The organism is Burkholderia sp. Leaf177 (assembly GCF_001424345.1).
In the GTDB taxonomy this organism is placed as follows: Bacteria; Pseudomonadota; Gammaproteobacteria; order Burkholderiales; family Burkholderiaceae; genus Caballeronia.
The window spans coordinates 127,356-145,210 of the sequence record NZ_LMPF01000024.1 but is presented as its reverse complement, the minus strand read 5'-3'; the positions used below and the strand labels follow the sequence as shown (position 1 = coordinate 145,210).

Annotated in this window: 15 protein-coding genes; 6 read left to right on the top strand and 9 right to left on the bottom strand. The window is 60.9% G+C overall.

Annotated features, from left to right (window positions below; all coding sequences use genetic code 11):
• The 5 genes from ASG35_RS25050 (at position 1) to ASG35_RS25030 (ending at position 5,555) form a co-directional block, all read left to right on the top strand.
• On the top strand, positions 1-1,002 hold the full coding sequence (locus tag ASG35_RS25050) for a type II secretion system F family protein (protein WP_056364093.1): 1,002 nt from the start codon (positions 1-3) through the stop codon (positions 1,000-1,002).
• Between the two features lie 29 nt (positions 1,003-1,031).
• A complete protein-coding gene (locus tag ASG35_RS25045) occupies positions 1,032-1,940 on the top strand; it encodes a tetratricopeptide repeat protein (protein WP_200945781.1) in 909 nt (302 codons plus the stop codon).
• Positions 1,941-1,950: 10 nt separating this feature from the next.
• Positions 1,951-2,331, top strand: coding sequence for a DUF3613 domain-containing protein (locus ASG35_RS25040; RefSeq protein ID WP_082508599.1), 381 nt, complete (start codon positions 1,951-1,953; stop codon positions 2,329-2,331).
• Position 2,332: 1 nt separating this feature from the next.
• Entirely contained in the window at positions 2,333-4,087 is a 1,755-nt protein-coding gene (locus tag ASG35_RS25035; RefSeq protein WP_056364086.1) for a TadG family pilus assembly protein, read from the top strand.
• 76 nt (positions 4,088-4,163) lie between these two features.
• Positions 4,164-5,555, top strand: a complete 1,392-nt coding sequence (locus tag ASG35_RS25030; protein ID WP_056364082.1) for a sigma 54-interacting transcriptional regulator — start codon at positions 4,164-4,166, stop codon at positions 5,553-5,555.
• A gap of 9 nt (positions 5,556-5,564) precedes the next feature.
• Here the strand turns inward: ASG35_RS25030 and surE are convergent, their stop codons facing one another.
• From surE to ASG35_RS24985, 9 genes are all read right to left on the bottom strand, one after another.
• Positions 5,565-6,368, bottom strand: a complete 804-nt coding sequence (gene surE, locus ASG35_RS25025) for a 5'/3'-nucleotidase SurE (protein ID WP_056364081.1) — start codon at positions 6,366-6,368, stop codon at positions 5,565-5,567.
• 82 nt (positions 6,369-6,450) lie between these two features.
• Positions 6,451-6,690 (bottom strand): hypothetical protein, encoded by a 240-nt coding sequence (locus ASG35_RS25020; protein ID WP_056364080.1) that lies wholly within the window; start codon positions 6,688-6,690, stop codon positions 6,451-6,453.
• A 170-nt stretch (positions 6,691-6,860) separates the two neighbouring features.
• Positions 6,861-7,880 carry a DUF1571 domain-containing protein gene (locus tag ASG35_RS25015; protein ID WP_082508624.1) on the bottom strand — a complete coding sequence of 340 codons (1,020 nt, stop codon included), beginning with the start codon at positions 7,878-7,880 and terminating at the stop codon, positions 6,861-6,863.
• Between the two features lie 175 nt (positions 7,881-8,055).
• Positions 8,056-9,363: an acetyl-CoA C-acetyltransferase gene (locus ASG35_RS25010; protein ID WP_056364079.1), complete on the bottom strand. Its 1,308-nt coding sequence runs from the start codon at positions 9,361-9,363 to the stop codon at positions 8,056-8,058.
• A complete protein-coding gene (locus tag ASG35_RS25005; RefSeq protein WP_056364629.1) occupies positions 9,360-10,262 on the bottom strand; it encodes a MaoC family dehydratase in 903 nt (300 codons plus the stop codon). Before ASG35_RS25005 ends, ASG35_RS25010 begins: the two co-directional genes overlap by 4 nt.
• A 5-nt stretch (positions 10,263-10,267) precedes the next feature.
• The gene (locus tag ASG35_RS25000) at positions 10,268-11,698 is read right to left on the bottom strand and encodes a 3-oxoacyl-ACP reductase (RefSeq protein ID WP_056364078.1); all 1,431 of its coding nucleotides are present in this window, start codon (positions 11,696-11,698) and stop codon (positions 10,268-10,270) included.
• 166 nt (positions 11,699-11,864) lie between these two features.
• A complete protein-coding gene (locus ASG35_RS24995; RefSeq protein WP_056364076.1) occupies positions 11,865-12,608 on the bottom strand; it encodes a TetR/AcrR family transcriptional regulator in 744 nt (247 codons plus the stop codon).
• A 175-nt stretch (positions 12,609-12,783) separates the two neighbouring features.
• Positions 12,784-14,010, bottom strand: coding sequence for an MFS transporter (locus tag ASG35_RS24990; protein ID WP_056364074.1), 1,227 nt, complete (start codon positions 14,008-14,010; stop codon positions 12,784-12,786).
• Positions 14,011-14,280: 270 nt separating this feature from the next.
• Complete coding sequence (locus ASG35_RS24985; protein WP_056364072.1) at positions 14,281-16,056, bottom strand: chloride channel protein; 1,776 nt, start codon at positions 16,054-16,056, stop codon at positions 14,281-14,283.
• 561 nt (positions 16,057-16,617) lie between these two features.
• Here ASG35_RS24985 and ASG35_RS24980 point away from each other — a divergent pair.
• Positions 16,618-17,808 carry an HPP family protein gene (locus ASG35_RS24980; RefSeq protein WP_056364070.1) on the top strand — a complete coding sequence of 397 codons (1,191 nt, stop codon included), beginning with the start codon at positions 16,618-16,620 and terminating at the stop codon, positions 17,806-17,808.
• The last annotated feature ends 47 nt before the right edge of the window (positions 17,809-17,855 follow it).

Genomic DNA, 17,855 nt, shown 5'->3' with positions numbered 1-17,855 from the left:
ATGGACGCAGACACGTTGTTCGTGATTGCACTGATATGTGCCGCGGCGGCTTGCGCGCTGATCGCCCTGATCGCGTTCAAGGGTCTCGGGCGCAATCGCCGCAGCGCGCGCACGCTCGATCACGCGCTCGGCCAGCGTGCTGCGAGCGCGGCGGCTGCACGCGCGGCCGCGCCGGCATCGAACGACGGAAAAGATTCGAAGCCATCCGGCGATGCAGCGAAATCCCGGTTGACGCGCGTCGACCGCATTGTCCAGACGCTCAGCCAGACCGCGTCGCAATGGCTCGACACGCCGCTCGGAAAAATCGTCGTCGCCGATGAAGATCGCCGCCTGCTTGAGCGCTGCGGTTTCTTCGATACAACCGCGCGCGCCCGGTTTTTTGCAGCACGGCTGGGCGGGTCGGTGCTATTGCCGCTCATCGTTATTTTCTGGCGCAGCGGCGACGCGCGCATTGCGCTGTGGGTGTTCGGCGCGCTCGCCGTCGGCTTCATGTTGCCGAAGTGGCTCGTGCGGCGAAAGGCGACCGCGCGCCAGCGCGCTGTCGTCGTCGAGTTGCCGATGTTCATCGACCTGTTGCGTCTGCTCCAGGGCGTGGGGCTTTCGCTGGATCAAACGCTGCAGGTCATGATCAACGATTTCGCGGCGGTGCTGCCGGTGTTGTCGCAGGAACTCGCGCTCGCGCAGCGGCAATTCAACACGGGGCGCACGCGCGAACAATCGTTGAACCGCCTTGCGACCATTTATGAAAACGACGACCTGACCGCGGTGATGCGCCTGGTCGTTCAGGTCGACAAACACGGCGGCGCCGTGCAGGAACCGCTACGTCAATTCGGCGACCGGCTGCGCGAGTCGCGCCGTGCAACCTTGCGGGAACGCATTGGTGCGCTGACCGTGAAGATGACCGGCGTGATGGTGGTGACCTTGCTGCCGGCGCTGTTGATCATGACAGCGGGACCCGGTTTCCTGGCCGTGTTCAATTCGCTGTCCACGATGCACAAATGACGTCGGTGAGACGTTCAAGAGAGTGAGTCATGAGAAAGACTGCAATTGTTACGATGATCCTTGCAAGCGCGATGGTTGCCGCGCTGGGCGGATGCGCGTCGAAGATGGAAAGCGGTTATGGCGTCGGTATTCAAGCCGAGCGCGAGGCCGCGGTGCGTCAGTCGCAGCAGAAGCAGGATGCGCCCGACACACCCGGCATGTATCTCGCGCTGATCGACAAGATGCAGTCGCAAGGTTTGTTCTATGCGTCGCTGGCGCATATCGACGCATATGAAAAGCAATATGGCGCGACGCCCGATACCGTCTTGCTGCGCGCCGATGCGTTGCGCCAGACCAGTCAGTCGCAGGCGAGCGCCGACGCCTATACGAAGCTCCTGAACACGCCGCTTGCCGCGCGGGGGTATCGCGGGCTCGGGCTGCTTGCGGGAAGCGCGGGAGACTTCGGCCGAGCGTCCGAGTCGCTTGCGACCGCGTCCAGGCTCGAACCCACCGACGCCTTGACGCTCTCCGATCTCGCATACGCACGCTTGCGTCTGGGCGACATAAGCGGTGCGCGCGTGCCGTTGATGAAAGCCGCCGAGCTGGCCCAGAGCAACCCGAAGATCCTGAGCAACGTTGCGTTGTACCTGTTCGTCGATGGACAGCCGGCAGCGGCGCAAGGGCTGATTGCACAGCAGAAGTTTTCGCCCGAGGTGCAGCAGGCAATTCGCGCCGACGCGCAACGGATAAGCGCGGCTTCCACGCAAGCATCGCACGCACGCGTCGCGGCGGTTGCTGCAGCGACGAGCGAGCGGGCGCGCGTGCCGGCATCGAACGTGCCGCAGACTGTCGATTCGTTGCTGCATGCGCAACTGCCTCTGACGCAGACACTCGGCAGCCATGCATTTGATCAATCCGGCGCGACGGCGGCAATAGAGCCGCAACTCGTCGCGCGCTAAGGGGAAGTTCATGAGCATGATTCGATCGACATGCCTGGCAATCGCGATGACCGTCGTGGTGCTGCCGTTCGCACTGCGCGTTCAGGCGCAGACGCAGGTTCAGGCGCCTTTGACTGCGCAGGCGCCCGTTATGCACGAAGAACCGCAACCACAGTACGAGACGGCCACGAAGCAACGGGCCGCAATGCCTCAAACGCAGGTTGGCGATGCCACCATCGCGTTGCTCGCAATCCAGCGCACCGGACGCCTCGCCGCGCCCGCGCAGCCGATGCTCGGCGTTGAAGCCGATGCCGCGTATCGCCGGTATCTGAAGTCGTTCGATCATCCGATTCCCGCGCAACTGAATTCGTCGGTGGGCGAGGTTGGAGCGGGCGCGGGAACGCAGAACTGACATGCGCCGGCCATCGATAACATCTCACCCCACATCCCGCCGCCGCGAGCGCGGCGTTGCGAGCGTGCTCGCGGCTTTCTGGCTGATGGCGGTGGTCGCGACGGTGGCTGTTATCGATATTGGCAACGTTTTTTATCAGCGCCGTTTGTTGCAGGGCGTGGCGGATCTGGCAGCGAGCGCGGGCGTGCAGGTGATCGACGACGCTTGTTCCCGCGCGCCTGTAACCGCTGCGGGGAGCGCCGGTGCGAACGGGTTCACGGCGTCGGGATCGAGCAGCACGATCACGACCGTATGCGGCCGATGGGATTCCAAACTTTACGCCGGACCGACCTATTTCGCTGCATCGGCAACGCCGGTCAACGCGGTGCAGGTCACGGTTGCCAAGCGCGTGCTTTCTTTCTTCGCCGGACCCGGGCGCATGGTCACCGCGACAGCGACCGCGCAAGCGGTGAACGTGGGCGCATTCAGCATTGGCACGACGACCGCGAGCGTCGATCCGACCGTCATCACAAGCCTGCTGAACGCCATGCTGGGGACGAGTATCAATGCGCTGCAGATATCGGCGGCGGGATATGCGGGGCTTGCACAATCGCGCGTTGAAATAGGCGATCTCGTTACGGCCGCAGGCGTGGGCACGGTCGATCAGTTGCTCGCACTGAATCTCACGGCGGCTCAGATCGCCAAGTTGATGCTCACCGCGTTGCAGACAACGCACGTCGCGAATGCGAATTTGTCGGCGGCGGTGGGCGCGCTTCAAACCATCGTGAACGCGAATATTCCGGGACCGGCAACAGTCGCGCTCGGCGCGGTCAACGGCGCGGCGGGCCTGCTGCAAATCGGCCTTGCCAATACGCAATCCGCACTGCACGCCACCATCAGTCCATTCGATGCCTTGATGGTCACCGCCGAAGTCGCGCAAGCAGGGAAGTCGGCGTTGAACGTAGGGACTGCGCTCAACCTGGGCGTGGTCACGGCGTCGATGCAAGTGCAGGTGATACAGCCACCGGTTCTGGCAGTCGGTGAGGCAGGGCAGACGCAGGCGGGGGCGTGGCGCACGGTGGCCAGCTCCGCGCAGTTGCGGGCGTATATAAGAGTTTCTCTTGGCGCTCTGCCGGGTCTTGGATCCCTTGGATTAGGCTCGCCCCTGATTTATTTGCCCGTGAATATTTCGGTAGCGCCGGGACAAGCCTGGCTGGTGTCGACCCAATGTGCGTCGACGCAGTCGGCAAGCAACTCTGTCGTGGGCGTGCAGACCGGCATTGCGCAAGTCTGCGTAGGCGATGCGCCCACCAACCCTTTAGCCTCTGCACCGTTTAGCTGTTCACCGGCAACACTCGTCAACGTGAATCTGCTGACCATTCAGACTGCAGCCGGCTTTCCTGCAAACGTGCCGGCATCGAGTGCTGTGAGCATGACATTCGATGGTATTTCCGGAAACGCGGACGACTACCAGACAACGAATTCGAATCAGGTGGGCGGCGTGCTGTACAACGCGACGCTCGGTCTCGCAACGCAGCTTTCCAGTCCCAGCGGATTGACGCTCAAGGTGTTTGGTTCGGCAACTGCCTTGGGGTCGGCTCTTGGCCAGATTGTCGGCGGCGCACTACTAGGTGTCGTATTGCCGTTGCTCAAGCCTGTATTCAACGCGCTCGATTCGATCCTGGTTCCAGTGCTCCAGTTACTTGGCGCACAGATCGGCGTCAGCACCATTCACGGCTTGCCGCCCGTTTGCGGTCAATCGCAACTGCAGTACTAAGCTTCACGCCGTCAACGCCGTTAATCATGTCAAGCACCGTAAGCACCATTAGCATCAAAGCCATGAGATTCGATCAATGAGACCAGCGACAAAAATCGACGACCTCGATATCTATGTGTGGGAAGGCAAGGCGGATATCGTCGAGCAGGTGGTGCGCTGCATGTCGAGTTTCGAAGTCGACGTGATTCGCGCCGACGGCATGTCGATCGCCTCGAGCGAAATTTCGGAACGGCAGGCAATCGCCATTGTGAGCGTGAGCGTGATCGACACGGGCGCGTTTGCATTGCGCGACTGGGAAGCGCATCGTGGCATGCCGGTGATCTGGGTAGGCGCTGCGCCGCGCGAACGCGATGCAGCCGTTTTCGCTAACGACTACTCGCATATCCTGCCGCTCGACTTCACCGGCGCCGAGTTGCGCCGCATGATCGCCAAGCTTGCTCAGCAGCTTCGCGCGCATGGCGAGGACGTGCAGGAATCGAGCGCGCTGATTGCGAACGCCGAGTGCATGCAGACCTTGCTGCGTGAAGTGGAAACCTTCGCCGACTGCGATACCAGCGTGCTCGTGCACGGCGAAACCGGCGTGGGCAAGGAACGCATTGCGCAGATGCTGCACGATCGGCATTCGCGCTACGCGGAAGGTCCGTTCGTGCCCGTGAACTGCGGCGCGATTCCCGACGGTCTGTTCGAATCGCTGTTCTTTGGTCACGCGAAGGGATCGTTCACGGGCGCGGTAATCGCGCACAAAGGTTATTTTGAACAAGCCGATGGCGGCACGCTGTTCCTCGATGAGATCGGCGACATGCCGCTTTATCAGCAAGTCAAATTGCTGCGCGTGCTTGAGGACAACGCGGTCACGCGCATCGGTTCGGCCACGCCCGTGAAGGTGGATTTCCGGCTGATCGCGGCGAGCCACAAAAGTTTGCCGCAGCTCGTAAAAGACGGGGAATTTCGCGCTGACCTTTATTATCGGTTGGCTGTGATCGAGTTGAAGATTCCGTCGCTGGAAGAACGCGGCGCCGTGGACAAGATCGCGTTGTTCAAGTCGTTTATCGCGCAGGTGGTGGGTCAGGAAAAACTCGCGACGCTGCCCGATCTTCCCTATTGGCTCGCCGATGCAGTCGCCGACAGCTATTTCCCCGGTAACGTTCGTGAGCTGCGCAATCTCGCCGAGCGCATTGGTGTGACGGTGCGCCAGGTCGGATCGTGGGATACGGCCCGGCTGCAGCGTCTGCTCGCACTCGCACGTTCATCGCAGCCGCTGCCGCCGGAACTGAACGCGGACGTGTTCGTGGACCGCAGCAAGTGGGACATGAACGAGCGCAATCGCGTGCTTGCGGCGCTCGACGCCAACGGTTGGCGCCGCCAGGATACGGCAAGTCATCTGGGCATCAGCCGCAAGGTGTTGTGGGAGAAAATGCGCAAGTTCCAGATCTTCGATGAAGAGCCTGAAACCCGCGCCGTCGACTGATTCAGGTCTTCAACGCAATGCCGCCGACAACGCCGCGAACGTGCGTTCGTCGGTGCGTTCGAAGTGCAGCGGCGTGACCGATACACGTCCCGAGGCGACCACCGCCGTCTCGCTGTCGGGCGTATTTTCGCGGGCTCCGCGCTGGAAGCGCAGCCAGTGATATGGCAAGCCGCGCGGGTCTGTCTGCGGCAATACGTCTATGCCTTCCACGAGTCCCACGCCTTGCCGTGTCGGCGTAAGCGGACCTGCCGAAGCGGCGTCTACATCGGGGAAATTCACGTTCAGGCAGGTGGGTGCATCGTGCGCAATATTGGCAAGCTGGCTGATCACGCCCGGTGCGAGTTCGCGCGACGTATCCCAGCGCACGTTGTCGCGATCGCTGAAGGTCTGGCTCAGCGCAATCGACGGCAAGCCGAGCAGCAAGCCTGTCATGGCCGCGCCGACCGTGCCGGAGAACATGGTTTCCACACCCAGATTGGCACCGCGGTTGATGCCGGAAAGCACGAGCGTGGGCCGCGCGTCCTGCATCAGATGGCGCACCGCCATCACGACGCAATCGCCCGGCGTGCCGAGCACGCCGAAGCGTCGCGGGCCGTGCTGGCTCACACGCAAGGGCGAATGCAGGCTGATGGAATGAGACGTGCCGCTTTGATCGTGCTCGGGCGCGACGACCCAGACTTCATCGGCGATTTCCGCTGCAACGGCTTCGAGCACGGCGAGGCCGGGTGCATCGATGCCATCGTCGTTGGTCAGCAGAACGCGTTCAATTCGAGGATAGGGTGTTGACGCAGATGTAGACGATAAAGCCGGCATTGCAGATCTCCTTGGTCGATCGAAAGATAAGCCATCGACCGATTATTCCAGAGATCGTGTTGCGTCGAGCAGCAAGGGCCGGTTATTTGATGCCGAGTCCGCGCAGGACGGCGTTGCCGTCGGCGGTCAGGCGAAACTTCGCTTCGCCTGGCTCCGGATTGACCATCTCCACGTAGCCGTACTCGCTGAGCGACGCGACGTCGGGCGTGGCGGCACGCACGTCTATTGGCGCGTGCAGCAGCAACAGCAGCGTGGCGATTTCGTGATGGCTCAGTAATCTCTTGATGGCTCGCACTGGAGCCGATGCGTCCCGGAGGTTCATGACGAACTCCTTTCGTTGATGCTGATGCGTTGATGCTCGAAAGCGATTTGACTGCGGCAGTCATGATGCAAGTGGGGCGAGGGTATCGACGAAGTCTTAGGCGAAACTTAAAACCGGAATAATCCCGTGTGACGAATCTTTACGGCGTAACCCGGCGTAACGCAATGCGCCTAGAAGTGATAGTCCGGATTCTTCGGATCGAACGTGTTTTCGTCGAAAACCTTGGGCGTGATGGTCTGGAAAACGATGCTTTCGAAGATATTGCCGTCGTTATCGAAGGATTCGGCGGTGCGGAAATACGGCCGCCTGAGGTCGAGTCCAAGCACTTCTTTCTTCGCGTAAAACTGTGGCTGGCCTTGTGGCGCTTCATACGTGAATGCCACCACACGCGCGCCATCCATCGTTTTTACCTCGATGTTATTCGCGCGGGTCACGCCGGCTTCGGCGAACTTCTTGCCCTCCGCTAAAAACTGTTGCGTGATGAATTCGGTGCCGAGATCACGGATGGAATGACGCGATTGCGAGCGCGCGAGCGATCCGTCGAGCGCGGTCCAGAGCGTCATTACGTTCAGAATGCCGCCGAGATGGCCGAGCATTTCGTCGGGGCGGGTGGTTTCGTCGTAGAGGATTTCCTGGCCTGAATGATCGCCGTCGGGCAGCCATTTGGCGTAGACGCGCATGGGGTCGCGCGTGACGCGCACGAGCATGTGATCGGGTTGGTCGGGCCATCGACCGTCGATGCGCTCGCGGCGGATCATGGTGAACTCGTACGATGGATAACCGTTCGGACCTTCCTTCAGGTAGCGTGGCAACGCAAGCGGGTCGAGCGATTGGAACAAGGACACCAGCGCCGCGTCGCCCAGTTTCGCGAGCGTTCCCGAGAGCGCGGCGCGGCTGAGCCAGCGCACCTGACGGTCGAGCGAAAGCTTGCCGACTTGCGACGCGGGCGTTCTTGGCGGCTCGGGCGTGGCGCTCGCGGAGAGCGCCGGGCCGGCAGCAGATGTCGCGGCGGAAACGGGCAGGGCAGGAGTTGCGGCGCTGGCCGTGCCGGTTCCAGACGCGCCGCTGACGGCGTCTTGAGCATTAGCCGATCCCAGCGTGGCCGCGACCAGCGCAAAGCCACCCAGCACGCTCCACGCGCGTCCATGAGTCGATGTAAAGCGTGGGCAACGCTGTCGTGCTCGATGCATGAGATTCTCCGTGGTTCTTCCGATCGGTTTTCGCGGTCGGTGCTTCGACGTCGTGCGTTGCACCGCGAACGTGATCCCGGTGCATTTATCTGTGACACAACGCTCAAGCGCGCCTCGAAATTCCAGGGAGCAGCACTTTATGTGCTTGGGCGCGGGAAGGCTTGGTGAGAAGTCGTCATCGTTCGAGGATTGCGACCACGCCCTGGCCGCCGGCCGCGCAAATCGATATCAAACCACGCGTTGTCGCACCGGAAGAATCCGGCTCCGCTGCAAGCATCTTCGCGAGCGCGCCCACGATTCGTCCACCGGTTGCAGCAAACGGATGACCCGCCGCGAGCGATCCGCCGTTCACGTTCATGCGCGACCGGTCGATCGATCCGAACGGGCCATCGAGGCCGAGTTGCGTGCGGCAGTATTCGTCGTCTTCCCACGCTTTGAGCGTACACAGCACTTGCGCCGCGAACGCCTCGTGGATCTCGTAGAACCTGAAATCCGCGAGCCCGAGACCCGCGCGTTCGAGCATACGCGGAACCGCGTACGCGGGCGCCATCAAAAGCCCTTCCTTTTTATCGATGAAATCAACGGCTGCCGTCGCCGAATACGTCAGATATGCAAGCACGGGCAAGTTGCGCGCGGCCGCCCATTCGTCGGATGCCAGCAGAACCGCCGAAGCGCCGTCGGTGAGCGGCGTGGAATTGCCGGCGGTAAGCGTGCCGGCATCGCGATCGAACACGGGCTCGAGCGCGGCGAGGCGTTCACCGGTCAGATCCGGACGCAGGATGTTGTCGCGCGAAAGACCCTTGTAGGGCGTCATGAGATCGTTGAAAAATCCGCGCTCATAAGCAGCGGCGAGTTTGCGATGACTCTCGAGCGCAAGTTCGTCCTGCGCCTCGCGCGATATCTTCCAGCGCTTGGCCATCAGTTCGCAGTGCTCGCCCATCGACAAACCCGTGCGCGGTTCGCTGTTGCGCGGCAACGCGGGTTTCACCAGCATGCCCGGCCGCAGCTTCGCAAGCGCACTCATGCGCTGCGCCGCCGACTTGCCGCGGTTCGCTTCCAGCAGGATCTTGCGCATCCTTTCGTTCACGCCGATAGGTGCATCGGACGTCGTATCGACACCGCCGGCAATGCCCGCGTCGATCTGTCCGAGCGCGATCTTGTTCGCGACCAAGATCACGGTTTCAAGGCCCGTGCCGCACGCCTGGCTGACATCGTAGGCGGGGGTTTCCTTCGCGAGCGTGGTCGAGAGCACGGCTTCGCGAGTCAGGTTGAAGTCGCGCGAATGCTTGACGACCGCACCCGCCGCGACTTCGCCGAATCGCAGGCCGTGCAGGTCGTATCGATCGATAAGCCCTTGCAGCGCGAACGTCAGCATGTCCTGATTCGATGCCGCCGCATACGCCGTGTTCGAGCGTGCAAACGGAATGCGGTTGCTGCCGATGATCGCCACGCGGCGCACGTTGGGAAGGGCGCTTGTCGTCATGGCAATTCCCAATCGAAGCGGCCGCGCAAGTGCAGCCTGTCGCCAGCAAGATCGCGGACTTCGAAGTCGCGTGCCGTGGTTGATGAAGCGTGGGTCCAGAGCGTGGTTTCGGCGGGCAGGAAGATGGGCGACTTGAATTCGCCGCTGATGTTCGCCGAAGCCAGTTGCTTGCAGGGCTGAATTGCGGCGACGGTGCGGCCAAGCGTCCACATGCCATGAGCGATGGCGCGTGGAAAGCCGAATGCCTTGGCGGTGAGCGCGTGCAGATGGATCGGATTGAAATCGCCGGAAGCTTTCGCGTAGTCGCGCCCGAGTTGCGCGGGCAGTTGCCAGCGCGCTTCACGCTTCAACCCGGGCGTTTCGATGTACGTCGGACCTGACAGGATTGCACCGTCTCCAACGCCTGCAACGCCACGCTTCAGGTACACGCTTTCAGCATCCCAGACCGCTTCACCGCCGCGATAAATCCGCGTATGCAACGTGAACGCCTGGCCTTTGTCGTGCGGAACGAGCGCGCCGCTCTCCACCTCGATGCGCAGCGCCTGTCCCGAATGCAGCGTATTGCGCAAACGCACTGTGTTCGATACATGCACGAGGCTAATCGCGGGCCAGGGAAACTTGGGATCGGTCAGCAGCATCAGATGCAGCGGAAACGCCATGACGTGCGGGAACGTGGACGGCACGCCATGCTCGGGAATGAACCCGCAGACGCGCGCGTATCGTCCGATTTGCTCAGGGTCGAGCCGCACGTCAGGACGTACGAGCCGGATAGACGGCAATTGCGCCGCAGTGCCGCCACGCTTGAAGACGCCTTGCAGCGCCCGGCCGTAGAGCTTCGCCGGCGGCGGCAATGTTGCGACGATCACCGTGCGCATGCGCGCCGCGCCTGGCGCCTGCATCATGTTCATGCTCCGATCAGACTTTGGCCGCACACGCGCACCACATTGCCGGTGATGCCGCTCGACGCCGGACTCGCGAGCCACGCAATGGTCTCGGCAACATCGACGGGCAGGCCGCCTTGACTCATGGAATTCATGCGCCGTCCCGCTTCGCGAAGCCCGAGCGGAATCCTCGCGGTCATTTGCGTTTCGATAAATCCCGGTGCGACCGCATTGATCGTGATGCCGCGCGCGGCGAGAATTTTAGCCATGCTTTGCACGCGCCCGATCACGCCGGCTTTCGACGTCGCGTAGTTTGTCTGCCCGAGATTGCCGGCTATGCCGCTGATCGACGAAACGCCGATGATCCTGCCGCCCATATGCAATACGCCGCGCTCGAGCAGCGTTTCATCGATGCGTTCCTGCGCCGACAGGTTCACGTCGATCACGCTGTCCCACGCGGCCTCGGTCATCTTCGCGATGGTCTTGTCGCGCGTGATGCCGGCGTTGTGCACGACGATATCAATACCGCCGAGCGCTTCGAGCGCCGCCGAAATGGTGGCAGGCGCATCAACCGCAGCGATATCCGCGACGAGCGCCGTATGCGCGCCTTGCGACGGCCACGCGTCTTCCAGCCCGAGCATGGTCTGGTCGAGCGCGTCCTGCGCCTCGGCTACGTCGAGCCCGATCACATGCGCGCCGCGTTCGGCCAGCACCTGCGCAATCGCCGCACCAATGCCGCGCGCCGCACCCGTCACGAGCGCACGCTTGCCCGCCAACGGCTGATTCCAGTCCACAGGCGGCGACGCAGGCGTTGCATCGATACGAACGACTTGTCCCGAGACATATGCCGAGCGCGGCGACAACAGGAAACGCAACGTGCCTTCCATATTGCCGCCGGGATGGACTTGCACGAGGTTCGACGAGATACCGCCGCGTGCCTCCTTGCCAAGCGAACGTGTCATGCCTTCCAGCGCGCGCTGCGCCGTCCACGTCTTCGGTGAGGTGCAAGTTTCCGGCGGCAATCCCAGCACGATAATGCGGCCACTTTTCGCCGTTGACCGAATTGCGTCATGGAAGAAACCATAGAGCGCGTGCAGCTGGGTGCTGTCGGTGATGCCGGTGGCATCGAAGATAAGAGCTTGTACGCGGTCGTTCGGCGGCGCGTCAAGTGAGCGCGGTTCGAAACGGCCGCTCATCGCGCCATGCCGCGCGGCAATTTGAAGCCAGTGCAAAGCGCTTTCGTGCGCCACGCTCGTCATGCCGACAGAACCGAGCAGCGTCATCAATGGCTCGAACAACGTTGGCGACGGACCTGCACCGATCGCCGCGATTCCGCCGAACTCCGCACGTCCTTGTGCATGCCGGCGCAGCACTTCCGGCCGGGGCAAGCCGATAGAACGCGCGACGCTCGCGCCGAACGGCTTGTTGACGAAGTCGAGATAGCGATCTTTCATGGTTGCCCGATGCGCGTCTGAGTGCGCGTGTGAAGGATCATGCCGGGATTTTCTATGGCTCGTTCGCGAGCGCCTGATGACGCCTTTGCCACGCATCAAGGATACCGAATTCCGCTTCGAAGTCGCCAATCTTCAGCACATTGTGTACCCGCCCTTTGCCGGCGTTTCAAGCCAGCGCGTGTTGTGTTTCCCGTGGTTCCGGCGTTTCGATTGGCGCAGCGTTGCACTCGGCGAACATCGACTGGAAAGGGCAAATCTCGTTTGTCGCGGCTTGCGGCGCCTTGAGCGCCGCCACCATGATCAGCGCAAGGCGTCCTATCAATTGCGGATCTTCGAGGCGCCGGCCTTGCGTGAAGTCATCGATAAGACTGTTCGTATCGGCGCCCGCGAGAATCCCGGAAAGCGATCCAATGCAAAAGTGCAGCCGCCAGCCGAGTTCTTCGCGCGGCAAGTGGGGCAGCACGGTTTGGAAGGCCAGGAAAAATCGCTCGGCGACATCGGTGTACATCGTGCGTAGAAAATCGCGAATGAATGGCGACGGATCCGTGTAAGCGCGCCCCAGGAGACGTAGCAACGCCGGGCCGCTTTTCTCCGCGCAACGGGATTGCTGAAGCGCCGGAATGAACATCGCGCCGAGGACATGCTCGCAGGTGAGATGCGGGCCGTGCATCGACTGGAAACGTTCCAGCAGCGCGAGGCGATTGCGGTTGAGTCCGTCGAGGCGTCGCGTCAGCATGGCGTGGATCAGCGCGTCCTTGCCGCCGAAGTGATAATTCACCGCCGCAAGATTGGCGTTCGCGCGCGCTGTGATGTGGCGCAAGGCCATGGCCTCGTAGCCCGAGTCGATGTATTGCGCTTCAGCGGCGTCGAGGAGGCGGGTCTTGGTGTCGGCAATGGAACGGCTTGGCAATGGCGTCTCCGGATGGTTTGGCCTCTGATTGAAACGGGCGTTTAACCGAAGATAAAAACGTTTGCCCGGATCGACAAGCCATTTAGTGGAGCGCGCTCTCTAGAAAGTGCACGACCGTGCGCGACGCAAAGAGGGAAAGCGGGGTGCCGGACGGCACCCCGAAGGGCTTTGAAAATTACGCCGATGCTTGCGCTGCGACTTTCTCGGCAGACTCTGTCATGTCGATACCGCGCCGCTCCCGGCTGAAGAAGATCAGCGCGGCGATGACCACGGCGACCGTACCGCCGACGAGCGCCATCGCAAGTCCGTAGTTATCGCCGTTCTTGACAGCAATGGACGCCTGCATGGTCGCGTTGACCGATGCCAGCAAATTGCCCAGCTGATAAATCAGTCCGGGGAACGTGGCGCGGATTTCATCGGGCGAGATCTCGTTCAAATGAACCGGGATGACACCCCATGCGCCTTGCACCGATATCTGCATGAGAAACGCGCCGGCGGCAAGCGCGACCGGACCGCTCGAAAAAGCCCACAGCGGCAATACCGGCAATGCGATTAATGCGGCAATAAAAATTGCCCATCGACGGCCGATTTTTTCGGACATCGACCCAAAGAAAAGGCCACCGCAAATCGCGCCGATATTCAACACGATCGTAATGAGTGAAACCGTGTGGGGATCGAAATGATGCTGTTCGCGCAGGAAGGTCGGGTAAAGATCCTGAGTGCCGTGCGAAAAGAAATTGAATGCCGTCATCAAGATGATGGAATACACCGACAACTGCCAGTTTTGCTTCAGCGTCTTGAGCAAACCGGGCCGCGGTTTTTTCTCCATTGCTTTCCATGCTGGCGATTCAGGAACATGCGCACGCACATACAAAACCAGTAACGCAGGCGCCACGCCGATAAAAAACATGCCGCGCCAGCCGACGTATTGATAAGCGACGCCGAATACGATTGAAGCAAGCAGATAACCGCTTGGATATCCCGCTTGCAAAAGGCCGGAAACGAATCCGCGCGCTTTGGTCGGCACGGTTTCCATGGTCAGCGCGGAACCCACACCCCATTCGCCGCCCATCGCAATGCCGAACAACGAGCGCAATACCAGGAGCGTGAAGAGATTGGGCGAAAAACCCGACAGCAATTCGAGCAGGGAATAGATCGCGATGTTGATCATCAGCGTGGGGCGCCGGCCGAATTTATCGGCAAGACGTCCAAAGATCAGCGCTCCGATAGGTCGCATTGCGAGCGTCAAGGTAATCGCGAACGCGACCTCCGGGATCTTGGTATGAAACTCGGCCGCGATATCTTTCAATATGAAAACCATCAGAAAGAAGTCGAATGCGTCGAGTGTCCAGCCCAGATAGGCCGCTATGGTCACGTTCCTCTGTTCTCGCGTCCAGCTCATTGCCGTATTCCCCTATTCGCGTAATCTGATTAATAGAACGACGAGGCCGCGCTCTCTTGTGCGCCGCGCCGCATAAGGCGCCCGGCTTGCGTCGGCACGAGGAAGTGTACGCCGCTGTTTAAGCGGATGCTTGAAACGATCTGCTGGATTGGTATTTACCCCGGTTACTTTATGCGGCGCATACACCATTTGCCAATCGTACGGCTTTCGATGTATTCGACGGATTAAATATAATGAAAGTAAATTGAATTAATTCTGTATTAATTTGATTTACGAAGCGTGGTCTTTTAGCGGTTCCATATGGCGTCCGAAGCTAATCCGGCGAAAACGCTCGTGCCGGCGTTCATCGTTAAAGACCGACAACGATGGTTTGACCAGATCGTGGCGCGACACAATACCCACCAGCCGCAAGGTTTTAGCATCGGCGACAACCGGGACACGATCAAGCGAATGCGCGGCGAGCCGCGCGGCGACAGAGCGGCACGTTTCATGAGGCAAAGCGAAGTGCGGCTCTGACTCGGCGAACAGGTCGCCAGTGAGCGCGTGCGGCGCATTCTCGTGTGCCGTGGCAAGCGTGTCCCTGTCCAGAACGCCCAGCAGCACGCCATTGCAGATAACGGGGTAAGCACGATGCTTCTGCAGCGGTCCGAACTGCTGCGCGAGAGCATCGGCGAGGCTCTGGTTTGCGTCGAGCGTTTGCACGTCAGCTGTCATGACTTCATCGACATGATGGCGTTCTAGCGGATCGACTCCGTATTCAGAATAGGTATGGCGCCCGCGCCGCGAAATCTTTTCCGTGAGGATGGAGCGGCGCATGAACAGCACGGTAAATCCGTACGACACCGCCGAAGCCGTCAGCACGGGCAGAAGCGCGTTGGCATCGTGCGTAAGTTCGAACGCGAACACCACGGCGGTGATCGGCGCCCGCATCATGCCGCCCAGCATGGCCGCCATGAAAATGAGCGGCCACACGCCCGGCGCACCGCCCGGCATGCTCGGCCCGAGCAATGCGCCAACGCCCGCGCCCATCATCAACAGCGGGGCGAGCACCCCGCCCGATGTGCCCGATCCGAGCGCGATGACCCAGATAACAGCTTTCACGAGCACGATGGCAAGCACCACGCCTGCCGCGAGGTGTCCGAGCAGGATATCGCCCATGACGTCATAGCCCACGCCTAATGCACGTGGCTGGAAGTACCCGCCGATCCCGACCGCAAGACCACCAATCCCGGGCCACCACATCCAGTGAACGGGCAAGCGATGAAACCAGTCCTCGACTTTATAAAGCGAGCTCGACAAGAACCAAGCGAGCGCGCCCGTCACGATTCCGGCACCGGCGCACGACACAATCCCGACTGTGCCCAGCGGCAACGTCTGCATGGGAAACAAAGCGCCGCTTGCGATCAGCAGCGGCCGGCTGAATCCGGCAACCGCGCACGCCACGGCAACCGGCAGCAAACTGCGCGGCCGCAATTCGAACAACAGCAATTCGATGGCGAGCAAAACCGCGGCCACTGGCGAACCGAAAACGGCCGTCATGCCCGCGACGGCGCCTGCAACCAGCAGCGTCTTGCGCTCGCCGCTCGACAGATGAAAGAACTGCGCGATAAACGATCCGATTGCGCCGCCTGTCATGATGATCGGACCTTCGGCGCCGAACGGTCCGCCGCTGCCGATCGCGATGCCCGACGCCAATGGTTTGAGCACGGCCACTTTGGGCGACATCTTGCTTTTGTTGAACAGGATCGCTTCGATGGCTTCGGGAATGCCGTGGCCGCGAACCTGCTCGGACCCGAGCCGCGCGATCAGCCCGACGATCAATCCGCCGATGACCGGCACCACGATCACCCAAAGACCAAGCGTATTGGCCGAAGGAGAATGGTCGGCACTCGAAAGGGACTGATAGAAAAAGAAGTTGGTAAAAAAGCGGATGACATGCAGCAGGAAGTCTGCTGCCAGCGTGCTCAGGATGCCGACCACCGCGGCAATTGCCGTGATGCGAAGCAGCCGGACATCGGTGGCGAAATCTCCTTTTATCGTTTTCATATGAACGTCGATCCTGACGATGGTGTGACGAAGCGCAATGGGCGATACGAGTCCCGGGCGTGACCGGAACGATGATCGTCATAATTTATGCGGGGAGAAAAACTATATCACGATGTGACGTATTTACGCTTTTGCGACTCTTCGCCTTGGGCATGCTTAGTCAGGAAAGATGCTTGTTTCCTTGGCCGAATCTTTGGACGTTGGGTGCCGGTTTGCCTTGGCGTCTTCAAGCGAACGAAAATTGCAGCGCGAATCGATGAAACGACGTACATCACTCACCAAAGCCTCGTCCAGGGGTTTTCCGTCGCACCAAAACTTTGATCTTCGTCAATGTATTCCTCAGTATGTGATATATTACGCACTGATACAGTGCTTGCGGCCTGCAGAAAGGTGCACTCCGAATGTACGGAGGATTGCCAAAAAAACGCGCCGCACTGCAGCAAAAGGAGACAGATTTGTATATCACAATCACATATAAAGACCGCTCAAAGCGCTGCGCCGATCACTCCGTGTCCGGCTTGAACACAGCTCGCTTTTCATAACGCACGGTTCGCCCTGATCTTGTCCAAATCTGCTATCGGCTTTTGGCTGCGTGGATTTTTACCCGCGCCCGTTGCCATCAAATGGCCTGAACGTTTTCGTTCGTGCGTGGGCGCGTTGATCGGTATTGCGTTCGCCGGTTCTGCAATACATCTCCTGCCCGGATCGGCGTCGGCAATACCATTTCTCGTTGCGCCAATGGGCGCTTCCGCTGTGCTCCTGTTCGCGGTGCCCGCCAGCCCGCTTGCGCAACCGTGGTCAATCATCGGCGGGAATCTCGTATCGGCGACCGTGGGCGTTGCGTGCGCGATGCTGATTGCCAACCCCGTGTGCGCTGCGGCGTTGGCGGTGGCGCTTTCCATCGGCTTCATGTTTGCGCTTCGGTGCGTGCATCCGCCGTCGGGCGCCGTTGCATTGACCGCGGTGCTCGGCGGTCCTGCCGTGCATGCCATGGGTTTCGGATTCGTGATCGCGCCGATTGCGTTCCAGTCGGGCGCGCTGCTGGCCGCGGCCATCGTCTATCACGCAGTGACCGGGCATCGTTATCCGCACTCAGCGCATGCAGCGCATCACGCGCCGGCGCAGGATGACGATGCAGGGACGATAACGCCGATTCCGGGCGTTACCCGCGCCGATATAAAAGCCGTGCTCGACCGTCGCGACGAAATCCTGGACATCGTTCCGGATGATCTCGAATCGTTGATACGCGACACACAAATGCTCGCTTACGCGCGCTCGTTTCGCGATCTGGCGTGCGCGGACATCATGTCGAGACCAGTGGTCACGGTCGCCGCGTCCGCGCTTGCAACGTCTGCCCGGGACTTGCTCAAGGACCACGACGTCAAGGCGCTTCCCGTGACCGACGACGCTCAGCGGGTCATCGGTATCGTCACGCGCTCGGACCTGATGGACAAGTACAGCACCGCCACCGGATTCGATGTATCGAGCATCACGCCACGCTGGCTAAAGCGCAGCACGGCACCCGTGCCTTTGGTTCGTTCGCTGATGAGCCGCCACGTTCGAACGGTCGACGCAAGCGCGTCCATCGCCGATCTGATGCCGATCTTCGCGACCTGGGGACATCACCACATTCCCGTGCTCAACGCCGATAAAAAACTGGCGGGGATGATCACGCAGTCGGATCTGCTCGCGGGTTTGTATCGGCAGGCTCATAGGGTGCAGATGCGACCAAGTGAAACGGCCGCGGGTTGACGCTGACGAGGCAGCGAGTCCTGCTATATTTTCGTTTTCACTGCAAC

What these genes read in the sequence shown, in the direction of transcription:
- ASG35_RS25050 (WP_056364093.1), top strand. Translation starts at nt 1, where the DNA reads ATGGACGCAGACACGTTGTTCGTGATTGCACTGATATGTGCCGCGGCG.
- ASG35_RS25045 (WP_200945781.1), top strand. Translation starts at nt 1,032, where the DNA reads ATGAGAAAGACTGCAATTGTTACGATGATCCTTGCAAGCGCGATGGTT.
- ASG35_RS25040 (WP_082508599.1), top strand. Translation starts at nt 1,951, where the DNA reads ATGAGCATGATTCGATCGACATGCCTGGCAATCGCGATGACCGTCGTG.
- ASG35_RS25035 (WP_056364086.1), top strand. Translation starts at nt 2,333, where the DNA reads ATGCGCCGGCCATCGATAACATCTCACCCCACATCCCGCCGCCGCGAG.
- ASG35_RS25030 (WP_056364082.1), top strand. Translation starts at nt 4,164, where the DNA reads ATGAGACCAGCGACAAAAATCGACGACCTCGATATCTATGTGTGGGAA.
- surE (WP_056364081.1), bottom strand. Translation starts at nt 6,368, where the DNA reads ATGCCGGCTTTATCGTCTACATCTGCGTCAACACCCTATCCTCGAATT.
- ASG35_RS25020 (WP_056364080.1), bottom strand. Translation starts at nt 6,690, where the DNA reads ATGAACCTCCGGGACGCATCGGCTCCAGTGCGAGCCATCAAGAGATTA.
- ASG35_RS25015 (WP_082508624.1), bottom strand. Translation starts at nt 7,880, where the DNA reads ATGCATCGAGCACGACAGCGTTGCCCACGCTTTACATCGACTCATGGA.
- ASG35_RS25010 (WP_056364079.1), bottom strand. Translation starts at nt 9,363, where the DNA reads ATGACGACAAGCGCCCTTCCCAACGTGCGCCGCGTGGCGATCATCGGC.
- ASG35_RS25005 (WP_056364629.1), bottom strand. Translation starts at nt 10,262, where the DNA reads ATGCAGGCGCCAGGCGCGGCGCGCATGCGCACGGTGATCGTCGCAACA.
- ASG35_RS25000 (WP_056364078.1), bottom strand. Translation starts at nt 11,698, where the DNA reads ATGAAAGATCGCTATCTCGACTTCGTCAACAAGCCGTTCGGCGCGAGC.
- ASG35_RS24990 (WP_056364074.1), bottom strand. Translation starts at nt 14,010, where the DNA reads ATGAGCTGGACGCGAGAACAGAGGAACGTGACCATAGCGGCCTATCTG.
- ASG35_RS24985 (WP_056364072.1), bottom strand. Translation starts at nt 16,056, where the DNA reads ATGAAAACGATAAAAGGAGATTTCGCCACCGATGTCCGGCTGCTTCGC.